This is a genomic window from Pseudomonas sp. NFR16 (genome assembly GCF_900108875.1).
Lineage (GTDB): Bacteria > Pseudomonadota > Gammaproteobacteria > Pseudomonadales > Pseudomonadaceae > Aquipseudomonas.
The window spans coordinates 755076-772102 of the sequence record NZ_FNYJ01000001.1 but is presented as its reverse complement, the minus strand read 5'-3'; the positions used below and the strand labels follow the sequence as shown (position 1 = coordinate 772102).

The 17027-nt window shown below is 62.6% G+C and carries 13 protein-coding genes and 1 tRNA gene; 12 read left to right on the top strand and 2 right to left on the bottom strand.

Annotated features, from left to right (window positions below):
* Positions 1-143: 143 nt before the first annotated feature.
* The 9 genes from fdnG to ggt all read left to right on the top strand — a co-directional run bounded on the left by fdnG (position 144) and on the right by ggt (position 12397).
* Positions 144-3209: a formate dehydrogenase-N subunit alpha gene (fdnG, locus tag BMZ10_RS03405; RefSeq protein WP_143070248.1), complete on the top strand. Its 3066-nt coding sequence runs from the start codon at positions 144-146 to the stop codon at positions 3207-3209.
* Entirely contained in the window at positions 3210-4172 is a 963-nt protein-coding gene (gene fdxH, locus BMZ10_RS03400) for a formate dehydrogenase subunit beta (RefSeq protein ID WP_093458628.1), read from the top strand.
* On the top strand, positions 4169-4849 hold the full coding sequence (locus tag BMZ10_RS03395) for a formate dehydrogenase subunit gamma (protein ID WP_093458627.1): 681 nt from the start codon (positions 4169-4171) through the stop codon (positions 4847-4849). Before fdxH ends, BMZ10_RS03395 begins: the two co-directional genes overlap by 4 nt.
* A gap of 4 nt (positions 4850-4853) precedes the next feature.
* Complete coding sequence (gene fdhE, locus BMZ10_RS03390) at positions 4854-5783, top strand: formate dehydrogenase accessory protein FdhE (protein WP_093458626.1); 930 nt, start codon at positions 4854-4856, stop codon at positions 5781-5783.
* Between the two features lie 81 nt (positions 5784-5864).
* Positions 5865-7295, top strand: a complete 1431-nt coding sequence (gene selA / locus BMZ10_RS03385) for an L-seryl-tRNA(Sec) selenium transferase (RefSeq protein ID WP_093458625.1) — start codon at positions 5865-5867, stop codon at positions 7293-7295.
* Positions 7292-9226, top strand: coding sequence for a selenocysteine-specific translation elongation factor (gene selB, locus BMZ10_RS03380; protein WP_093458624.1), 1935 nt, complete (start codon positions 7292-7294; stop codon positions 9224-9226). Before selA ends, selB begins: the two co-directional genes overlap by 4 nt.
* An 8-nt stretch (positions 9227-9234) precedes the next feature.
* A tRNA-Sec gene (locus BMZ10_RS03375) sits at positions 9235-9330 on the top strand.
* A 334-nt stretch (positions 9331-9664) separates the two neighbouring features.
* Positions 9665-10351, top strand: a complete 687-nt coding sequence (locus tag BMZ10_RS03370; protein WP_093458623.1) for a TIGR04211 family SH3 domain-containing protein — start codon at positions 9665-9667, stop codon at positions 10349-10351.
* A 321-nt stretch (positions 10352-10672) separates the two neighbouring features.
* Entirely contained in the window at positions 10673-12397 is a 1725-nt protein-coding gene (gene ggt, locus BMZ10_RS03365; protein ID WP_093458622.1) for a gamma-glutamyltransferase, read from the top strand.
* A gap of 36 nt (positions 12398-12433) precedes the next feature.
* Here the strand turns inward: ggt and BMZ10_RS03360 are convergent, their stop codons facing one another.
* Positions 12434-13579, bottom strand: a complete 1146-nt coding sequence (locus tag BMZ10_RS03360) for a MalY/PatB family protein (RefSeq protein WP_093458621.1) — start codon at positions 13577-13579, stop codon at positions 12434-12436.
* Positions 13580-13762: 183 nt separating this feature from the next.
* Here BMZ10_RS03360 and BMZ10_RS03355 point away from each other — a divergent pair, with 183 nt between their 5' ends.
* Both BMZ10_RS03355 and BMZ10_RS03350 read left to right on the top strand, forming a co-directional pair.
* Positions 13763-14380, top strand: coding sequence for a hypothetical protein (locus BMZ10_RS03355; RefSeq protein WP_093458620.1), 618 nt, complete (start codon positions 13763-13765; stop codon positions 14378-14380).
* Positions 14373-15095 carry a hypothetical protein gene (locus BMZ10_RS03350; RefSeq protein ID WP_093458619.1) on the top strand — a complete coding sequence of 241 codons (723 nt, stop codon included), beginning with the start codon at positions 14373-14375 and terminating at the stop codon, positions 15093-15095. The genes BMZ10_RS03355 and BMZ10_RS03350 overlap by 8 nt, the downstream gene beginning before the upstream one ends.
* 87 nt (positions 15096-15182) lie before the next feature.
* Here BMZ10_RS03350 and BMZ10_RS03345 read toward each other — a convergent pair whose 3' ends face one another.
* A complete protein-coding gene (locus BMZ10_RS03345) occupies positions 15183-16343 on the bottom strand; it encodes a cysteine desulfurase family protein (RefSeq protein WP_093458618.1) in 1161 nt (386 codons plus the stop codon).
* A 208-nt stretch (positions 16344-16551) separates the two neighbouring features.
* On the opposite strand from BMZ10_RS03345, the gene BMZ10_RS03340 reads away from it, so the two are divergent.
* On the top strand, positions 16552-17013 hold the full coding sequence (locus BMZ10_RS03340) for an Lrp/AsnC family transcriptional regulator (protein WP_093458617.1): 462 nt from the start codon (positions 16552-16554) through the stop codon (positions 17011-17013).
* Positions 17014-17027: the final 14 nt, after the last annotated feature.

Here is a 17027-nt window from a genome sequence, read left to right as displayed (position 1 = left end):
GCGTTGCCCTGCGCGAGGTCAAACGATTTCATGGCGGCACGGGCAAACTGGTCTAGAGTTTCTGAAGTTGGCGGGAGAGCGCCGACGCCGTGATGAATCAACCTCCGGCAACGTACCGGGAATTACCTGATCAGGAGTGCACGATGGATCTCAACCGTCGGCAGTTTTTCAAGGTCGCCGCTGTCGGTCTTGGAGGCTCGAGCCTGGCAGCGTTGGGCATGGCCCCGACGCCTGCGTTCGCCGAGCAGATACGCCACTTCAAACTCGCTCATACCCATGAAACCCGCAACACCTGCCCGTATTGCTCGGTGGGTTGCGGCTTGATCATGTACAGCCAGGGCGACGCGGCGAAAAATGTCGCGCAGAACATCATTCATATCGAAGGTGACGCCGACCATCCGGTCAATCGCGGCACCTTGTGCCCCAAAGGCGCCGGCCTGCTGGACTTCATTCACAGCCCCGGCCGCCTCAAGTATCCACAGATCCGCAAACCGGGCAGCAACGAGTGGACCCGGATTTCCTGGGACGAGGCGCTCGATCGTGTCGCTGACCTGATGAAGGCTGACCGCGATGCCAACTTCATCGAGAAGAACGCCAAAGGCGAAACCGTCAACCGCTGGCTGACCACCGGGTTTCTTGCGGCCTCGGCGGCGTCCAATGAGGCGGGTTATCTGACCCACAAGGTCGTTCGTGCAACCGGCATGCTGGGGTTCGATAACCAGGCGCGTGTCTGACACGGCCCGACGGTGGCAAGTCTTGCCCCGACGTACGGCCGTGGTGCCATGACCAATACCTGGACCGATATCGCCAACGCGAATCTGATCCTGGTGATGGGGGGCAACGCAGCAGAAGCGCACCCTTGCGGTTTCAAATGGGTGACCGAAGCCAAGGCGCACAACCAGGCGCGACTGATCGTGGTCGATCCACGCTTCACGCGAACCGCGTCCGTGGCCGACTATTACGCACCGATCCGCACCGGCAGCGACATCGCCTTCATGGGCGGCCTGATCAACTACTTGCTGACGCAGGACAAGATCCAGCACGAATACGTGCGCAATTACACCGACGTGTCGTTCATCGTCAAAGCCGGCTATGGCTTCGAAGACGGAATTTTCAGCGGCTATGACGCCGAAAAACGGGTGTACAGCGATAAATCCGGCTGGGGTTACGAGCTGGGCGAGGACGGCTTCGCCAGGGTCGATCCGACGCTGCAGGATCCGCGCTGCGTCTACCAGTTGATGAGACAGCATTACAGCCGCTACACCCCGGAAATCGCCAGCCTCACCTGCGGTATGCCGCAGGACAGGATGATGAAGATCTGGGAAGAGATCGCCACGTGCTCGGTACCGGGCAAAACCATGACGATCCTCTACGCACTGGGCTGGACCCAGCACTCCATCGGCGCGCAGATCATCCGCAGCGCAGCGATGGTGCAACTGCTGCTGGGTAACGTCGGCATGGCCGGTGGCGGCGTCAATGCGCTGCGCGGTCACTCCAACATTCAAGGGCTGACCGACCTTGGCCTGTTGTCCAACTCGCTGCCGGGCTATCTGACCCTGGCTCAGGATGGCGAGCAGGACTACGACGCATTCATCGCCAAACGCACACAGAAACCGTTGCGGCCGGGGCAGTTGTCATACTGGCAGAACTACAGCAAGTTTCACGTCAGCCTGATGAAGTCCTGGTACGGCGCCAACGCCACCGCCGAAAACAAATGGTGCTACGACTACCTGCCCAAGCTGGATGCCGCCAACTACGACATCCTCAAGATGTTCGACATGATGGGCCACGGCCATGTCAACGGCTACGTGTGTCAGGGCTTCAACCCGATTGCGGCGCTGCCGGACAAAAACCGGGTGATGAAAGCGCTGGCCCGGCTGAAGTGGTTGGTGATCATGGACCCGCTTGCCACCGAGACATCCGAGTTCTGGCAAAAGGTAGGCCCGTATAACGACGTGGTGACCGAAGACATCCAGACCGAAGTCATTCGCCTGCCCACAACCTGCTTCGCCGAGGAGGATGGCTCGCTGGTCAACAGCAGTCGCTGGTTGCAATGGCACTTCAAAGGGGCCGAAGGACCCGGCGAGGCGATCACCGACATCCGCATCATGAGCGAGCTGTTCATTCGCCTGCGCAAGCGCTACGAGCAAGAAGGCGGGGCCTACGCCGAGCCGTTGCTCAAACTCAGTTGGCCCTACAAAGTCGCCGAAGAGCCGTCGCCGGAGGAAATCGCCAAAGAGATCAACGGCGCCGCTACCGTGGATTACACCGATCCGTTGGGGGCTGCGGTCAAGGGCGGCACGCAACTGGCCGGCTTCGCGCAGCTCAAGGACGACGGCAGCACGGCGTCCGGGTGCTGGATTTTCTGCGGCAGCTGGACCGAGGCGGGCAATCAGATGGCCCGTCGCGACAACAGCGACCCGTATGCCATGCACCAGCATCAGGGCTGGGCATGGGCGTGGCCGAGCAACCGGCGCATTCTCTACAACCGCGCCTCAGCCGACCCGCAGGGCAAGCCGTGGGATCCGAAGAAACGCGTCATCTGGTGGAACGGCAAGGTCTGGACCGGTACCGACGTGCCGGACTTCGCCGTGACCTCGGCGCCGGAAGCAGGGATGAACCCGTTCATCATGAACCCCGAAGGCGTGGCCCGGTTCTTCGCCGTCGACAAGATGAACGAAGGGCCATTCCCGGAACACTACGAGCCGTTCGAGACCCCCATCGGGATCAACCCGCTGCACCCGAACAACAAGAAGGCGACCAGCAATCCGGCCGGGCGCATCTTCGATTCGGTGTGGGATTCGCTGGGCGTCGCCAAGGACTTCCCATACGCAGGCACCAGCTACCGGCTCACCGAGCACTTCCATTACTGGAGCAAACATTGCCGGCTCAATGCGATTGCCCAACCCGAGCAGTTCGTCGAGATCGGTGAGGCGTTGGCCAAAGAAAAAGGCATTGTCGCGGGCGATCGGGTCCGGGTCAGCTGCAAGCGCGGGTTCATCGAGGCGGTGGCGGTGGTGACCAAGCGGATTCGACCGCTGCAGGTCAACAACCAGGTGGTCCATCAGGTCGGCATTCCCATTCACTGGGGCTTTACCGGTACGACGCGCAACGGCTATCTGGCCAACACGCTGGTGCCGTTCCTGGGTGACGGTAATTCACAGACCCCGGAATCCAAGTCGTTCCTGGTCAACGTGGAGAAAATCTGAATGGCCATTCAAGACATCATTGCCCGTTCAGCCACCACCACGGTGCCGTCTTCGGTCCGCCAGCTGGACGAAGTCGCCAAGCTGATCGACACCACCAAATGCATTGGCTGCAAGGCCTGCCAGGTCGCATGTTCGGAATGGAACGAGCTGCGCGACGAGGTCGGTCACAACCACGGCACGTACGACAACCCGCAGGACCTGAGCGCGCAGACCTGGACCCTGATGCGTTTCACCGAGCACGAGACCGCCGACAACGATCTGGAGTGGCTGATCCGCAAGGACGGCTGCATGCACTGCGCCGATCCCGGCTGCCTCAAGGCGTGCCCGAGCCCCGGCGCCATCATCAAGCATGCCAACGGCATCGTCGATTTCAACCAGGATCACTGCATCGGCTGCGGCTATTGCATCACCGGTTGCCCGTTCGACATCCCGCGCATTTCCCAGAAAGATCACAAAGCATACAAATGCACGCTGTGTTCGGACCGGGTGTCGGTAGGGCTGGAGCCTGCGTGCGTGAAGACCTGCCCGACCGGCGCAATCGTCTTCGGCACCAAGGAGGACATGAAAGTGCACGCCGCCGAACGCGTCGTCGACCTGAAATCCCGCGGTTTCGAGCATGCCGGCCTGTACGATCCGGCGGGCGTGGGCGGCACCCATGTGATGTACGTGCTGCACCACGCCGACAACCCCAAGCTGTACGCGGGACTGCCGCAGAACCCGGAGATCAGTCCACTGGTCGGGCTCTGGAAAGGCGTGACCAAACCCTTGGGTTTGCTGGCGATGGGCCTGGCCGTGCTGGCCGGATTCTTCCATTACGTGAGGATCGGGCCGCAACGCGAAGAGCACGAGGACGACGTCCATCCAGCCGACCCGACAGGGGACGCCAGCGTGCATGAAGTCGATCCGGCGGTGCACGTCTACGATCCGAAACGCCCGGGACCTGAAGGGGAGCAACGGCCATGAGCGACAACCGTGAACCCGGAAAGACCATTCTGCGTTACAACGCCAACGAGCGGACCAACCACTGGCTGGTGGCGATTCTGTTCTTCATGGCCGGGTTGTCCGGCCTTGCGCTGTTTCACCCGGCGATGTTCTGGCTCACCCATCTGTTCGGCGGCGGGCCGTGGACGCGCATCCTGCACCCGTTCATGGGTGTGGCGATGTTCGTGTTCTTCTTCGGCCTGGTGATTCGCTTCTGGCGTGCCAACCTGTTCATCGCCAATGATCGACTGTGGCTCAAGCGCATCGGTCAGGTGATGCAGAACGAGGAGGAGGGCGTGCCGCCGGTGGGCAAGTACAACCCCGGACAGAAACTGTTGTTCTGGACGTTGTTGCTCTGCATGCTGGCGCTGTTGCTCAGTGGGATCGTAATCTGGCGCGCCTGGTTCAGCGAGTATTTCGACATCACCGTGATTCGCCTGGGTGCGCTGATCCACGCCCTGGCCGGTTTCGTGCTGATCGTCAGCATCATCGTGCATATTTACGCGGGTATCTGGATCAAGGGCTCGGTCGGCGCGATGTTGCATGGCTGGGTCAGTCGCCGATGGGCCAGAAAGCACCATGAGTTGTGGTATCGCCAGGTCGTCGACAAGCAATCGCCACCGACACAGGCCGCTCCACCTACCCGACGAAAAGGATGAAGTCTTGAGTCAGATTCTCGAACCCGAGGAAATCCAGGCGCAGGGCGGCAGCTTCGTCCTGCCGTTCCTGCACTTGCCGCCTGACAACCTGTTCGCCTTGCGTGCCGAGCGCCTGGAGTCCCTTGCGGCCGGCAACCCGATGGCCGATTACCTGCGCCTGATCGCCAGTCTGTGTCGGGTGCAGCAGAGCCTGCTGGATCAGCCCCCGCAACATTGGACACCCGACAACCAGCGCCTTGACCTGTGCCGACAGCACGGTCTGCCGCCGCTGGCCGCCGACAGTCTGGTGCGCGAGGCGCATTGGCAGGTGTATCTGCAGGCACTGCTGCAGCGCTTCCACCCTGCGAATGACCAGGTCGGCCAGGCGCTGGACCGGTTGCGCGACGCCGATGAAGGCCAGCGCAAGGTCTGGGCGATTTCGCTGCTCAGCGGCCAGTACGCAGGACTTCCCGCAGCGCTGGTGCCGTTCCTCGGCGCGGCCCTGCAGGCGGCCTGGAGCCAATGGCTGCTGACGCTGCCCACCGACCATCTGAAGCCCTGCGACAGCCTGAGCCAATGCCCGGCATGTGGTTCGCCCGCCATGGCCGGTGTCATTCGCCATCGCGGCAAGTACACCGGGCTGCGCTATCTGGTGTGCTCGCTGTGCGCCTGCGAATGGCATGTCGTGCGGGTCAAATGCGTGTACTGCGAACAGAGCAAGGGCCTGAAATACGTGAGCCTGGACGATGATCGCGTGGCCGCAGACAAAGCCCCGTTGCGCGCGGAGGTGTGCCCTGGCTGCAACAGCTACCTCAAGCATATTTATCTGGAGAACGATGCGCAGGCCGAGGCGCTGTCGGCAGACTTGTCGAGCCTGATGCTGGACATGCGCCTGGACCTGGAAGGGGTCCAGCGTATCGCGCCCAACTTGATGCTGGCGCCTGGGGAAGCGTGAAAACCGCGTCTACACTTCAGTGTTCGCGCTCAAGGCTTCTGGCCTGGCATCGGCAGCAACGGCCTGTTACGGAGTCACTGAATGGCTGAACACCTTGTTTCGTTCCCCCTGCGTCTTCCTTCCGTCGACAGCCTTTTGCGTCATCCCGCTTGCCACCCTCTGATCGACCGCTTTGGCCGCGATGCGGTGCTGGCGACGCTGCGCCAGTTACTCGACGACGTGCGTGAATCTGCGCGTCTGGGTCAGGTCGACGCGGTGGAAACCAGCGCAGACGTGCTGACAGGCCGGGCTTCGGAGCGGCTGGTGATGCAGCACCGCAGCAACGTGCGTCGCGTCTTCAACCTCACTGGCACCGTGCTGCACACCAATCTGGGCCGTGCGCTGCTGCCGGAGGAAGCCATCGAGGCCATACAGACCGCTGCGCGCTATCCGCTCAACCTCGAATTCGACCTGGAGACCGGCAAGCGCGGCGATCGGGACGACCTCATCGAAGGCCTGATCCGCGAACTGACCGGTGCCGAGGCCGTCACGGTGGTCAACAACAATGCTGCGGCGGTGCTGCTGGCGCTGAACAGTCTGGGCGCGCGCAAAGAAGGCATCATTTCCCGGGGCGAACTGATCGAGATCGGCGGAGCGTTCCGCATTCCCGACATCATGGCGCGGGCTGGCGTCAGACTGCACGAGATCGGTACCACCAACCGCACTCACGCCAAAGACTATGAGGCGGCGATCAACCCGCGCACCGGGCTGCTGATGCGCGTACACACCAGCAATTACAGCATTCAGGGTTTCACCGCCAGCGTGCCGACCGGCGAGCTGGCGCAAATCGCCCATCGCCACGCCTTGCCGCTGCTCGAGGACCTGGGCAGCGGCAGTCTGCTCGACCTGACGCGCTGGGGCCTTCCACCCGAGCCCACGGTCCGGCAGACGCTGGCCGAAGGCGCGGACATCGTCACCTTCAGCGGCGACAAATTGCTTGGCGGCCCGCAAGCCGGTCTGATTGTCGGAGACAAGGCGCTGATCGCCCGAATCAAGAAAAACCCGCTCAAACGTGCACTGCGCGTCGACAAGCTGACCCTTGCCGCTTTGGAGGCCGTGCTCAGTCTGTACCGCGACCCGGATCGCTTGGCGGCCCGGCTGCCGAGCCTGCGGCTGCTGACCCGGCCACAGGGCGAAATCCTTGCGCAGGCCGAGCGCCTGCGGCCATTGCTTGCGCAGGTGCTGGGGGAGAGCTGGGGCGTGCTGGTGCAGCCGAGCCTGGGGATGATCGGCAGCGGCAGCCAGCCGGTGGCGCGCCTGCCGAGCGCATCGATATGTTTACGACCGATCGTCTCGAAAAAGCACCGAGGCCGCCGTCTGCACGCACTTGAGGCGGCGCTGCGCGGACTGCCGATTCCGGTGCTGGGCCGGATCGCTGACGATGCGCTGTGGCTCGACCTGCGCCAGCTGGATGATGAAGCCGCCTGGATCGCCCAGTTGCCGCAGTTTCGCTGGGAGGAACCGGCAGCATGATCGTCGGCACCGCCGGGCATATCGATCACGGCAAGACTGCTTTGCTCGAAGCGCTCACCGGTCAGGCGGGTGATCGACGGCGCGAGGAACGCGAGCGTGGCATCACCATCGATCTGGGCTACCTGTACGCCGAGCTTGCGCCGGGAGCCGGCCTGACCGGATTCATCGATGTCCCCGGGCACGAACGTTTCATCCACAACATGCTGGCCGGGGCACAGGGCATCGACGTTGTGCTGCTGGTGGTGGCCGCTGACGACGGCGTCATGCCGCAAACCCGGGAGCATCTGGCGATCGTCGAACTGCTCGGCATCCCCGGTTTGCTTGTGGTCATCAGTAAATGTGACCGGGTCGACGCCTCCCGCATCGAGCAAGTGAGCGCGCAGATCGACGAGTTGCTTGCTGGGGGGCCGTACGCACAGGCTGCGCAGTATCGAGTGTCAAGTCTCACCGGCGAGGGCGTCGACGCGCTGCGCGTAACGCTGCTGGACGCGGCCGACAAGGTGCTTGAACGCAGCGACCGTGGCGGCTTTCGTCTCGATGTCGACCGAGCGTTCAGCGTTGCCGGCGCGGGCATCGTCGTCACCGGAACGGCGCTTGCCGGGAACGTGGCGGTGGGCGACACACTGCTGCTCGGCCAGCAAGGCAAGCGCGTTCGCGTGCGCGGCCTGCATGCGCAGAATCAGGCCTCGACGCACGCTCGCGCCGGTCAGCGTGTCGCGCTCAATCTGAGCGCCGAGAAGTTATCGCTGGAGCAGATACACCGGGGCGACTGGCTGTTGCCCGAATGGCTGTTCGCACCGACGCAACGCATCGACATCACGTTGCACCTGCTGAGCAGCGAGACCCGCGCCTTCGAGCATTTCAGCCCGGTGCACGTGCACCTCGGCACGCAGGATGTCACCGCGCGCGTGGCGCTGCTCGAAGGCAGCAGCGTGGCGCCGGGGCAGCGGATGCTCGCGCAATTGCTGCTCAATGCGCCTGTTCATGCGGTGCACGGCGATCGAATAGTGCTGCGCGACCAGAGCGCGCAGCGCACGCTGGGCGGCGGCCGGGTTCTTGATCCGTTTGCGCCATCCCGTCAGCGGCGCAGCGCAGAGCGGCTGGGCCAGCTGCAAATCCTTGCCCGCGCCGACGGCCTGGAGCAGGCGCTGAACGAATGGATGGCCAGCAGCCAGACCGGCCTCGATCCGCAGCGGCTGGAGCGCCAGTTCAACCGGCTGCGATCGACCTGGCAATTGCCGGCCGGTATTCGGGTCATCACCACCCGGCAGGGTCAGTTGCTGTTCAGCGACATGCGCTGGCAGGCGTTGCACGGCCTGCTGCTGGAGCATCTGGGCAGGTTTCACCAGGCCGAGCCCGACCAGTTGGGCCCGGACCGCGACCGCCTTCGACGTTTCAGTGCGCTGCCGCTGGAGCGGCCCGCTTTCATCGCACTGCTGGAAGAGGCGCTTGCCAGCGGCAGCGTCGCCAGCAGCGGGCCATGGCTGCATTTGCCGGATCACCGCGTGCAGCTCAACGACGAGGACGCCGCGCTCTGGCAGCAGATCCTGCCGATGATGGAGCAGGGCGGTTTCGACCCGCCGTGGGTGCGCGATCTGGCGCAGGCGACCGGGCAGGGCGAGGCGCTGGTGCGCCTGTTGCTGCGCAAACTGGGGCGGATCGGTCAGGCGCATCAGGTGGTGCGCGATCTTTTCTATTGCCAGTCCACAATTGAAACAATGGCCGCTATGCTGTTGCGGCAGTCGGAGCGTGAACCGGTGATTCAGGCCGCAGCGTTCAGGGACAGCCTGGGCATTGGCCGCAAGCGCAGTATCCAGATTCTCGATTTTTTCGATCGCATCGGTTTCACCCGGCGGATAGGCGACCAGCGCCGGATTCGGCCGGACAATGCGCTGGCGCAGTCCAGTGCTGCACAGGACGATGCGTTCTGATCGATCATGGAAGGCAATCGCGCCCGGTGGCGCGGCCGGGCTTCAAACCCGGTTGGGGACGGCAGCCGTTCCCGGGCAGGTTCGACTCCGGCTGCCTTCCGCCATTCACGCGCCGTATGACAGCGGCTCTGCTGCAGAAGATCCGGGCGCGGATGCGCGGCCAGCGTGCAGGTGACCCAGGCGATCCCCTCGCTTTGCGGCCGTTCTCCGGACGAACGTCACCCCGCTGCAGTGAACCTGAAACCATTTGTACGGTCTGTTGACCACTGCGCGCGCTGCTCGCCGGGTCTTGAGACGCCGACAGATCTGCAGCTGCGTGCACGCCCGGTTGCCTTCTTTCGCTGTTGCAGCGCATTGCCTTCGCTGCACGCCAGGCGTTTGTCCATTGCATGCGGCCCGACCATCCGGCCGTTCTTTTTTATTTGTCGAAGATCTCCCATGTCTCTATTTCGTCCAGATTCCGCTACTTTCCCGTCGCCATCTTCCTTGCCGGGCGCTCGACGCCGTTTGCTCAGCGCCGGCCTGACGGGAACCCTGTTCGCCCTGACGCTCGCCTCCCAGGCGCACGCCGAAACCGCCAGCAAGGATCGCTGGGTCAGCGACACCCTGAGCACCTACGTACGCAGCGGTCCCACCGACGGCTATCGCATCGTCGGTACGCTGAAGTCCGGACAGAAAGTCGAGCTGCTCAATACCCAGGGCGATTACAGCCAGGTGCGCGGTGGCTCAGGCGACAGCGTATGGATTCCGTCGGCGGACCTGCAGGAAGTCCCCGGCCAGGCCGAACGTCTGCCGCAGCTGACGCAACAGGTCGCTGACCTGAGTGCGCAGCTGAAAACCATCGATGACGACTGGAAAACCAAGGTCCAGGGCATGCAGGAAACCCTCGATTCGCGGAAAAAACTGGTCGATGAGCTGGAGGCCCGCAGCAAGGACCTCAATGCGCAGCTCACCGACGCGCAATCCGAACTGCGCTCGACCCAGGCCAAGCTCGGTGATGAGAACAATCAGGTCCTGATGCGTTACATGGTCTACGGCGGCAGCATTGCCGGGGCCGGCCTCTTGCTGGGCCTGATCCTTCCCGCGCTGACCCGGGGTCGTAAGCGCAACGATCGCTGGTTCTGAAGCAACGTTTGACGCAGCCATGCCGCTGAATGAGGAGGGCGACGCCTTGTGCGTCGGCCTGCCTGGTGGCGATCCTGCCTGCACGCGTTCGAGGTCGCGAGCCGCAGCGTGTCGTGGCTGCTTTCGTGAAATTCTCCAAGTTGTGACTAGTAAGTTCTGCGACAGGCGCTACTTTGATGCAGTGGCAATCAAATTACGCAGCCGTGTTCAAAGCGCTTCCGTGCACGCAGAGATGCCGGGCAACGCCGTGGCAAGGCGAGACTGACGCCGCCGCGTGATCCGTTTCACACGGCTTAATCACAACAACAAGAGAGTCTGTTCATGAAGTTCGAACCCTTCGCCCGATCGCTGGTTGCGACGGCCTTTACCTTTGGCCTTTCCTGTTCATACGCGGCCTCCGTTGCGCCTGCCGCTGCCGAAAACGGCATGGTCGTGACGGCGCAACACCTGGCCACTCACGTCGGTGTCGACGTCCTCAAATCCGGGGGCAACGCGGTGGACGCAGCCGTCGCCGTCGGCTATGCCCTGGCCGTGGTCTACCCCGCAGCTGGCAACCTGGGTGGCGGTGGTTTCATGACCATTCAGCTGGCCGACGGGCGCAAGACGTTCCTCGACTTCCGCGAAAAGGCGCCGCTGGCCGCCACCGCCAACATGTATCTGGACAAGGACGGCAATGTCGTTCCCGACCTCAGCGCCAAAGGCCATCTGGCCGTGGGCGTACCGGGTACGGTCTCCGGCATGGAGATGGCGCTGAGCAAGTACGGCACGAAAAAGCGCGCCGAGATCATCGCACCGGCCATCAAGCTGGCGGAAAACGGCTTTGCGCTGGAGCAGGGCGACGTCGATCTGCTGAATACCGCCACCGACCAGTTCAAGGCAGACAAAGACCTGAGCCCGATCTTTCTGAGCAAGGGCCAGCCGCTGCAGGTCGGTGCCAGGCTGGTGCAGAAAGACCTGGCGAAAACCCTCAAGGAAATTTCCCTCAAAGGCACCGACGGTTTCTACAAGGGCTGGGTTGCGAAAGCCATCGTCGATTCGAGCCAGGCGGGCAAGGGCATCATCACCCAGGCCGACCTGGACACATATAAAACCCGAGAGCTGGCGCCTATCGAGTGCGACTACCGCGGCTACCATGTCGTCTCGGCGCCGCCACCCAGTTCAGGCGGCGTGGTGATCTGCGAGATCATGAACATCCTCGAAGGCTATCCGATGCAGGAGCTGGGCTATCACTCGGCCCAGGGCCTGCATTATCAGATCGAAGCGATGCGGCATGCCTACGTGGACCGCAACAGCTATCTGGGTGACCCGGACTTCGTGAAGAACCCGATCAGTCATCTGCTCGATCGCGACTATGCGGCGAAGCTGCGTGCCGCCATCGAGCCGCAGAAGGCCGGCGTTTCGCAGGCGATCAAACCGGGCGTCGCGCCCCATGAAGGCAATAACACGACGCACTATTCCATCGTCGACAAGTGGGGCAACGCGGTTTCGGTCACCTACACGCTCAACGACTGGTTTGGCGCTGGCGTGATGGCGAGCAAGACCGGGGTCATCCTCAACGATGAAATGGACGACTTCACTTCCAAGGTCGGCGTACCGAACATGTACGGGTTGATTCAGGGGGAAGCGAACGCCATCGCGCCAGGCAAGACACCGCTGTCATCGATGAGCCCGACCATCGTCACCAAAGACGGAAAGGCGGTGATGGTCGTCGGCACGCCAGGAGGCAGCCGGATTATCACGGCCACCTTGCTGACCATGCTCAACGTCATCGACTACGGCATGAACATTCAGGAGGCGGTGGACGCGCCGCGTTTCCACCAGCAGTGGATGCCGGAGACCACCAACCTGGAAAACTTCGCCGTGAGCCCCGACACTCGCAAGATTCTGGAAAGTTGGGGCCACACGTTCGCAGGCCCTCAGGACGCCAACCATCTGGCGGCAATTCTGGTCGGCGCGCCTTCGCTGGGCGGCCAGCCGGTCGGCAACAACCGGTTCTACGGCGCCAACGATCCACGCCGCAATACCGGTCTGTCCCTGGGTTATTGAGGGCAATGACGCCGCTGAACGAGGCCGCGGCTTCGTTCAGCGGCGCTCACGCAGGCTGCGTTCCATTCTCGCCAGACCTTCTTCGAGCATCGGCCGCGGGCAGCCGAAATTCAGCCGCACGAACTGTCCGCACTCGTCGCCAAACTCCAGGCCGTCGCTGAGCGCGACTCTGGCGTGTTCGAGGAAGAACCGTTGCGGGTGTTCGAGCCCCAGGCCCGAACAATCCAGCCAGGCCAGATACGTGCTCTGCGGCAGATGCATGCGGATGCCCGGGAAGCGGGTGTTGATGGCCTCGGCCAGGTAATCCCGATTGCCCTGCAGGTACGCCATGACCTCCGCCAGCCACGGGGCGCCGTGGCGGTAGGCCACTTCAGTTGCCTCTAGGCCCAGCGCGTTGACGCTGTCCACCAGACCCAGGCGGCCCGCATTGAAACGCTCGCGCAACGCGGCGTTCTGGATGACTGCGAACGCGGTTTTCAGGCCGGCGATGTTCCACGCCTTGCTCGCCGACATCAACGTCACGCTGCGCGCCGCGATGTCTTCGCTGAGCGCCGCTATCGGCGTGTGCTGGCGACCGTCGAACAGGATGTCGGCGTGAATTTCATCAGAGATGATCAGCACGTCGTGGCGCACGCAGGCCTGGCCGATGGCCTGTAACTCGTCGCGGTCGAACACCTTGCCCAGCGGATTGTGCGGATTGCTCAACAGCAGCGCGCGAGTCTTGGGCAGCGCCTGTTCCAGAGCGTCGAGGTCGGTGTGGTATTCGCCACCGGCGTCGGCATGGAAAGGCAAGTCGACACGGGGCAGTTTCCAGTGGGCAGGTGCGTGCAGCAGCGGCGAATAGTTGGGCGTCTGCACCAGCACGCCGCTGCCTGCTGGCACCAGGGCGTTGAGGGCCATGTTCACGCCCGGTTCGACACCGGGAAGAAAGACCAGATCCTCAGGCTGGATCTGCCAGTGGTAACGCCGGGCCAGATGGTCGACCAGCGTCTTGCGCAGGCTGTCTTGCGCAACGGAGTAACCCAGCAGCGGGTGCTCGAGGCGGTTTTTCAGCGCCTGGACGATTGGCTCGGCGACAGGGAAATCCATGTCGGCCACCCACATGGGCAGCACGTCCTCGGGATACTGACTCCATTTTTTGCTGCCGGTGTTCAAGCGCTGGAACACGCTGTTCAGATCCATGGTCTTGCCTGTCTTGCCGGAGATAATCGGCGATTGTGCCAGACAACGGCGGGCGACTTAAGCGTTGCGCCCAGCAACCGGTGAGGTAACCTATAAGGGTTACATACCGCTTAGTAACCTTTTAAGGTTACATGACTGATTTTGACCTATAGTGGACGCAGACACTCTGCAACGGAATGAAAGATGACCATCAAAGCGGTGCTGACGGGCGATCTCATGCACTCCCAGGACGTGGCCGACACCCAGGCCTATCTGGAAGCCCTGAAACAGGTGCTCGACACCGTCACTCAACGTTTCGCTTCCAGCACTGAAACCTACCGCGGCGATGGGTTCCAGGTGGTGCTCGTTCAGCCGTCGCAAGCCTTTGACTGCGCACTGGCCATCCGTGCCGGGCTTATTGCGCTGAGCCCTGCGGGTGAACGCTGGGACGCACGTATTGCTGTGGGTATCGGCGCTTCGGGTGAGGGCAAGCACTACGGCGAAGCGTTCGTCCTGTCTGGCCAGGGCCTGGACGGCATGAAAAAGCTGACGCTGGGCGTGTTCAGCAACGATCCGACTTTGCTGCGCTGCATGGGGCTGGTGACGGAGTTCGTGGCCGCCATCCTCGACAAGTGGACCGTCGTTGAATCTCAGGCTTATCACGCGCACCTGCTGGGCGTTGGCGACCAGCAGAGCATCGCAGACGCGCTCGGCAAGTCGCGGGTCGCTGTCACCAAGGCTCTGCAACGAGGTCAGGCGCGGCTGCTGGACCGATATCTGAGTTGCGCCAGGCAATGGGTGTCGGAGGTCGCAGATGCGTGACCCGGCCATCGTATTGCTTGTGCTGATACTGAGCACTCTGTTGTCGGACTACGGGATTTCAGCCTGGCGTGGTCACAGAGCCGCGCCTTTCACGCCAGTGTCCAAGCTGGCCCTGGCTATGTGTCAGGGCGTGCTGGTTGCTGCGATCATGTTTGCCTTTGATCGGCTGCCGCTGCCTGCAGTGGGTGCAGGTGCGGCCTTTGCGGTGATCTGGGGCGTCAGCCGCGAAGTGACCGGCAGACTGGCGTCCGGTTTCGCCGTGGCCCTGCAGTTCGTTCTGCAATGGCTGGCGTTGACGCTGATCTGGCTGAGTGCTGAAGGCTATTGGCATTGGGCGCTGCAGGGCGCCAGGACGCTGATCACGTCGCACAACCTCTTGGTGCTGCTGGCTTACGTTCTGGTGTGGCGCCCGTCGTCGATTCTGATCGGTGCCGTGCTGACGCCGTTTCTCGTGAAGGGCAAGGACGAAGACTCGCTCAAGCAGGCGGGCACGTGGATCGGTTATCTGGAACGCACACTGATCCTGACGTTCGTGCTGCTGGAGCAATGGGAAGCCATCGGGTTTCTGCTCACTGCCAAAAGCATCTTGCGCTTCAATGACATCAAGGACGCCCGCCAGCGCTCGCTCAGCGAGTATGTGCTGCTGGGGACGCTTGTCAGCTTCACCTCCAGCATCGCCATCGGGCTTGCCGTGCTGCGACTCTCCAGCGGCTGACTGGAGCGTTGGACGTGGAAGTGGGATGTGCGCCAAGTAACCTCCGAACGTTACATCGATAAAAGTAACGCTCAGAGGTTACATCAATTACCAGAAGGTGGTTGCGGGTGCGCTCAGGCGCGTAGCAATCACTGCGATGGCTTTTTCTATGTCACTGGCCTGAGTGTAGCGGCCCAGGCTCAGACGCAGACTGCTGCCCGCTTGCGCGGCTGTCAGGCCGAGGGCCAGCAGCACGTGGGAAACGGCGCTGCTGGCCGAGTTGCAGGCCGAGGTCGATGAGACGGCCAGATCACTGGCCAGACTCGCGGCGTTGAAGCCTGGGCTGTCGACGCGAATGTTCAGCGTGTGGGGAATGCGCGCAAGTGCGTCGCCATTGAGATTCACGCCCGGCAGCCCCAGCAGGCCGTCCAGCAATTGCGCAGACAGCGCGCTGATGCGTTCGACTTCTTCGTTCATTTCAGCGCTGGCCAGGGCGTAAGCGGCACCCATGCCGACGATCTGATGAGTCGCCAGCGTGCCCGAGCGATAACCCTGCTCGTGGCCGCCGCCATGGATCTGCGCTTCGAGCAGCGGCTGCGCGCGAGCGCCGATGTAAAGCGCGCCGATGCCTTTGGGGCCATAGATCTTGTGCGCGGAAAAGGACATCAGGTCCACCGGCAGCGCATTCAGATCAATGCTCAATTTGCCTGCACCTTGCGCAGCGTCGACGTGAAAGAGCGCGCCGTGCTGGCGAACGATCTGGCCGATACTGTCGATGTCGGTGACAGTGCCCAGTTCGTTGTTCACCAGCATGAGCGAAACCAGCAGCGTGTCTTCGCGCAGCGCCTGCCGCACCGCGTCCGGGCTGATCAGGCCCTGGCTGTCCGGTTCCAGCCAGGTCACCGGATAACCGGCGAGTTCGAGCTGACGCACTGTGTCGATGACGGCCTTGTGTTCGATGCGGCTGGTGATCAGGTGGCCGCGATGGCCATTGGATGCGTTCGAGGCGATGCCCTTGATCGCCAGGTTGTTGGATTCGGTGGCGCCCGAGGTCCAGATCACCGAGTCCGCCGTGCAGCCGACCAGTTCAGCCACCTGACGGCGCGCCAGTTCAACGGCCTGACGTGCCTGATTGCCGTAAGCATGGGAGCTGGAGGCCGGATTGCCGAAGGTGCCCTCGCGGCCGAGGCAGGCCACCATCGCCTGGATGACCCGATCGTCGACGGGAGTGGTGGCTGCGTAATCGAAGTAACAAGGTAAGGTCGTCATAGGGCTGGAATCCGCGCTGTCCGTAATGCAGAAAATGGTACTGGCGCGCAGGCGAAAAAAAATTGATTACTGCCCCGAGATTTGCCCTTTCTTTAGAATATTTTTCTCCTCGTGCAGGTTGCTTCGGAATATCATTTCGCTCGGCAGCCTTGGCGCACTATGATGAGCAATCAGCCATCCTCACCACTGACAACCGTGCCTGCACTCAATGGATAAATTCGACCAAGCAATTCTGAGTATCCTGCAGAGCGACTGCACGCGGCCCATTGCCGAGATCGCCGACAACATCGGGCTGGGCAGCACCGCCTGCTGGCGCCGGGTGCAGAAGCTGGAGGAGCAGGGCATGATCCGCGGCCGGGTGGCGTTGCTCGACGCCGGTCAGTTGAACGTCGCCGTCACGGTGTTCGCCGCGATCCGTACCAATCAACACAATGCTCAATGGCTGGAGCAGTTTCATGACCTGATCGCGACGTTACCCGAAGTCGTCGAGTGCTACCGGATGGCGGGCGACACCGACTACATGTTACGCATCGTGGTACCCGATATCGCCGGCTACGATGCCGTGTACAAACGGCTGATCCAGCTCTCGGGCATCACCGACATCAGCTCCAGTTTCGCCATGGAACAAATCAAATCCACCACCCGGTTGCCGCTGACCTACGCCGGTTGAGGGCATCGTCCGCG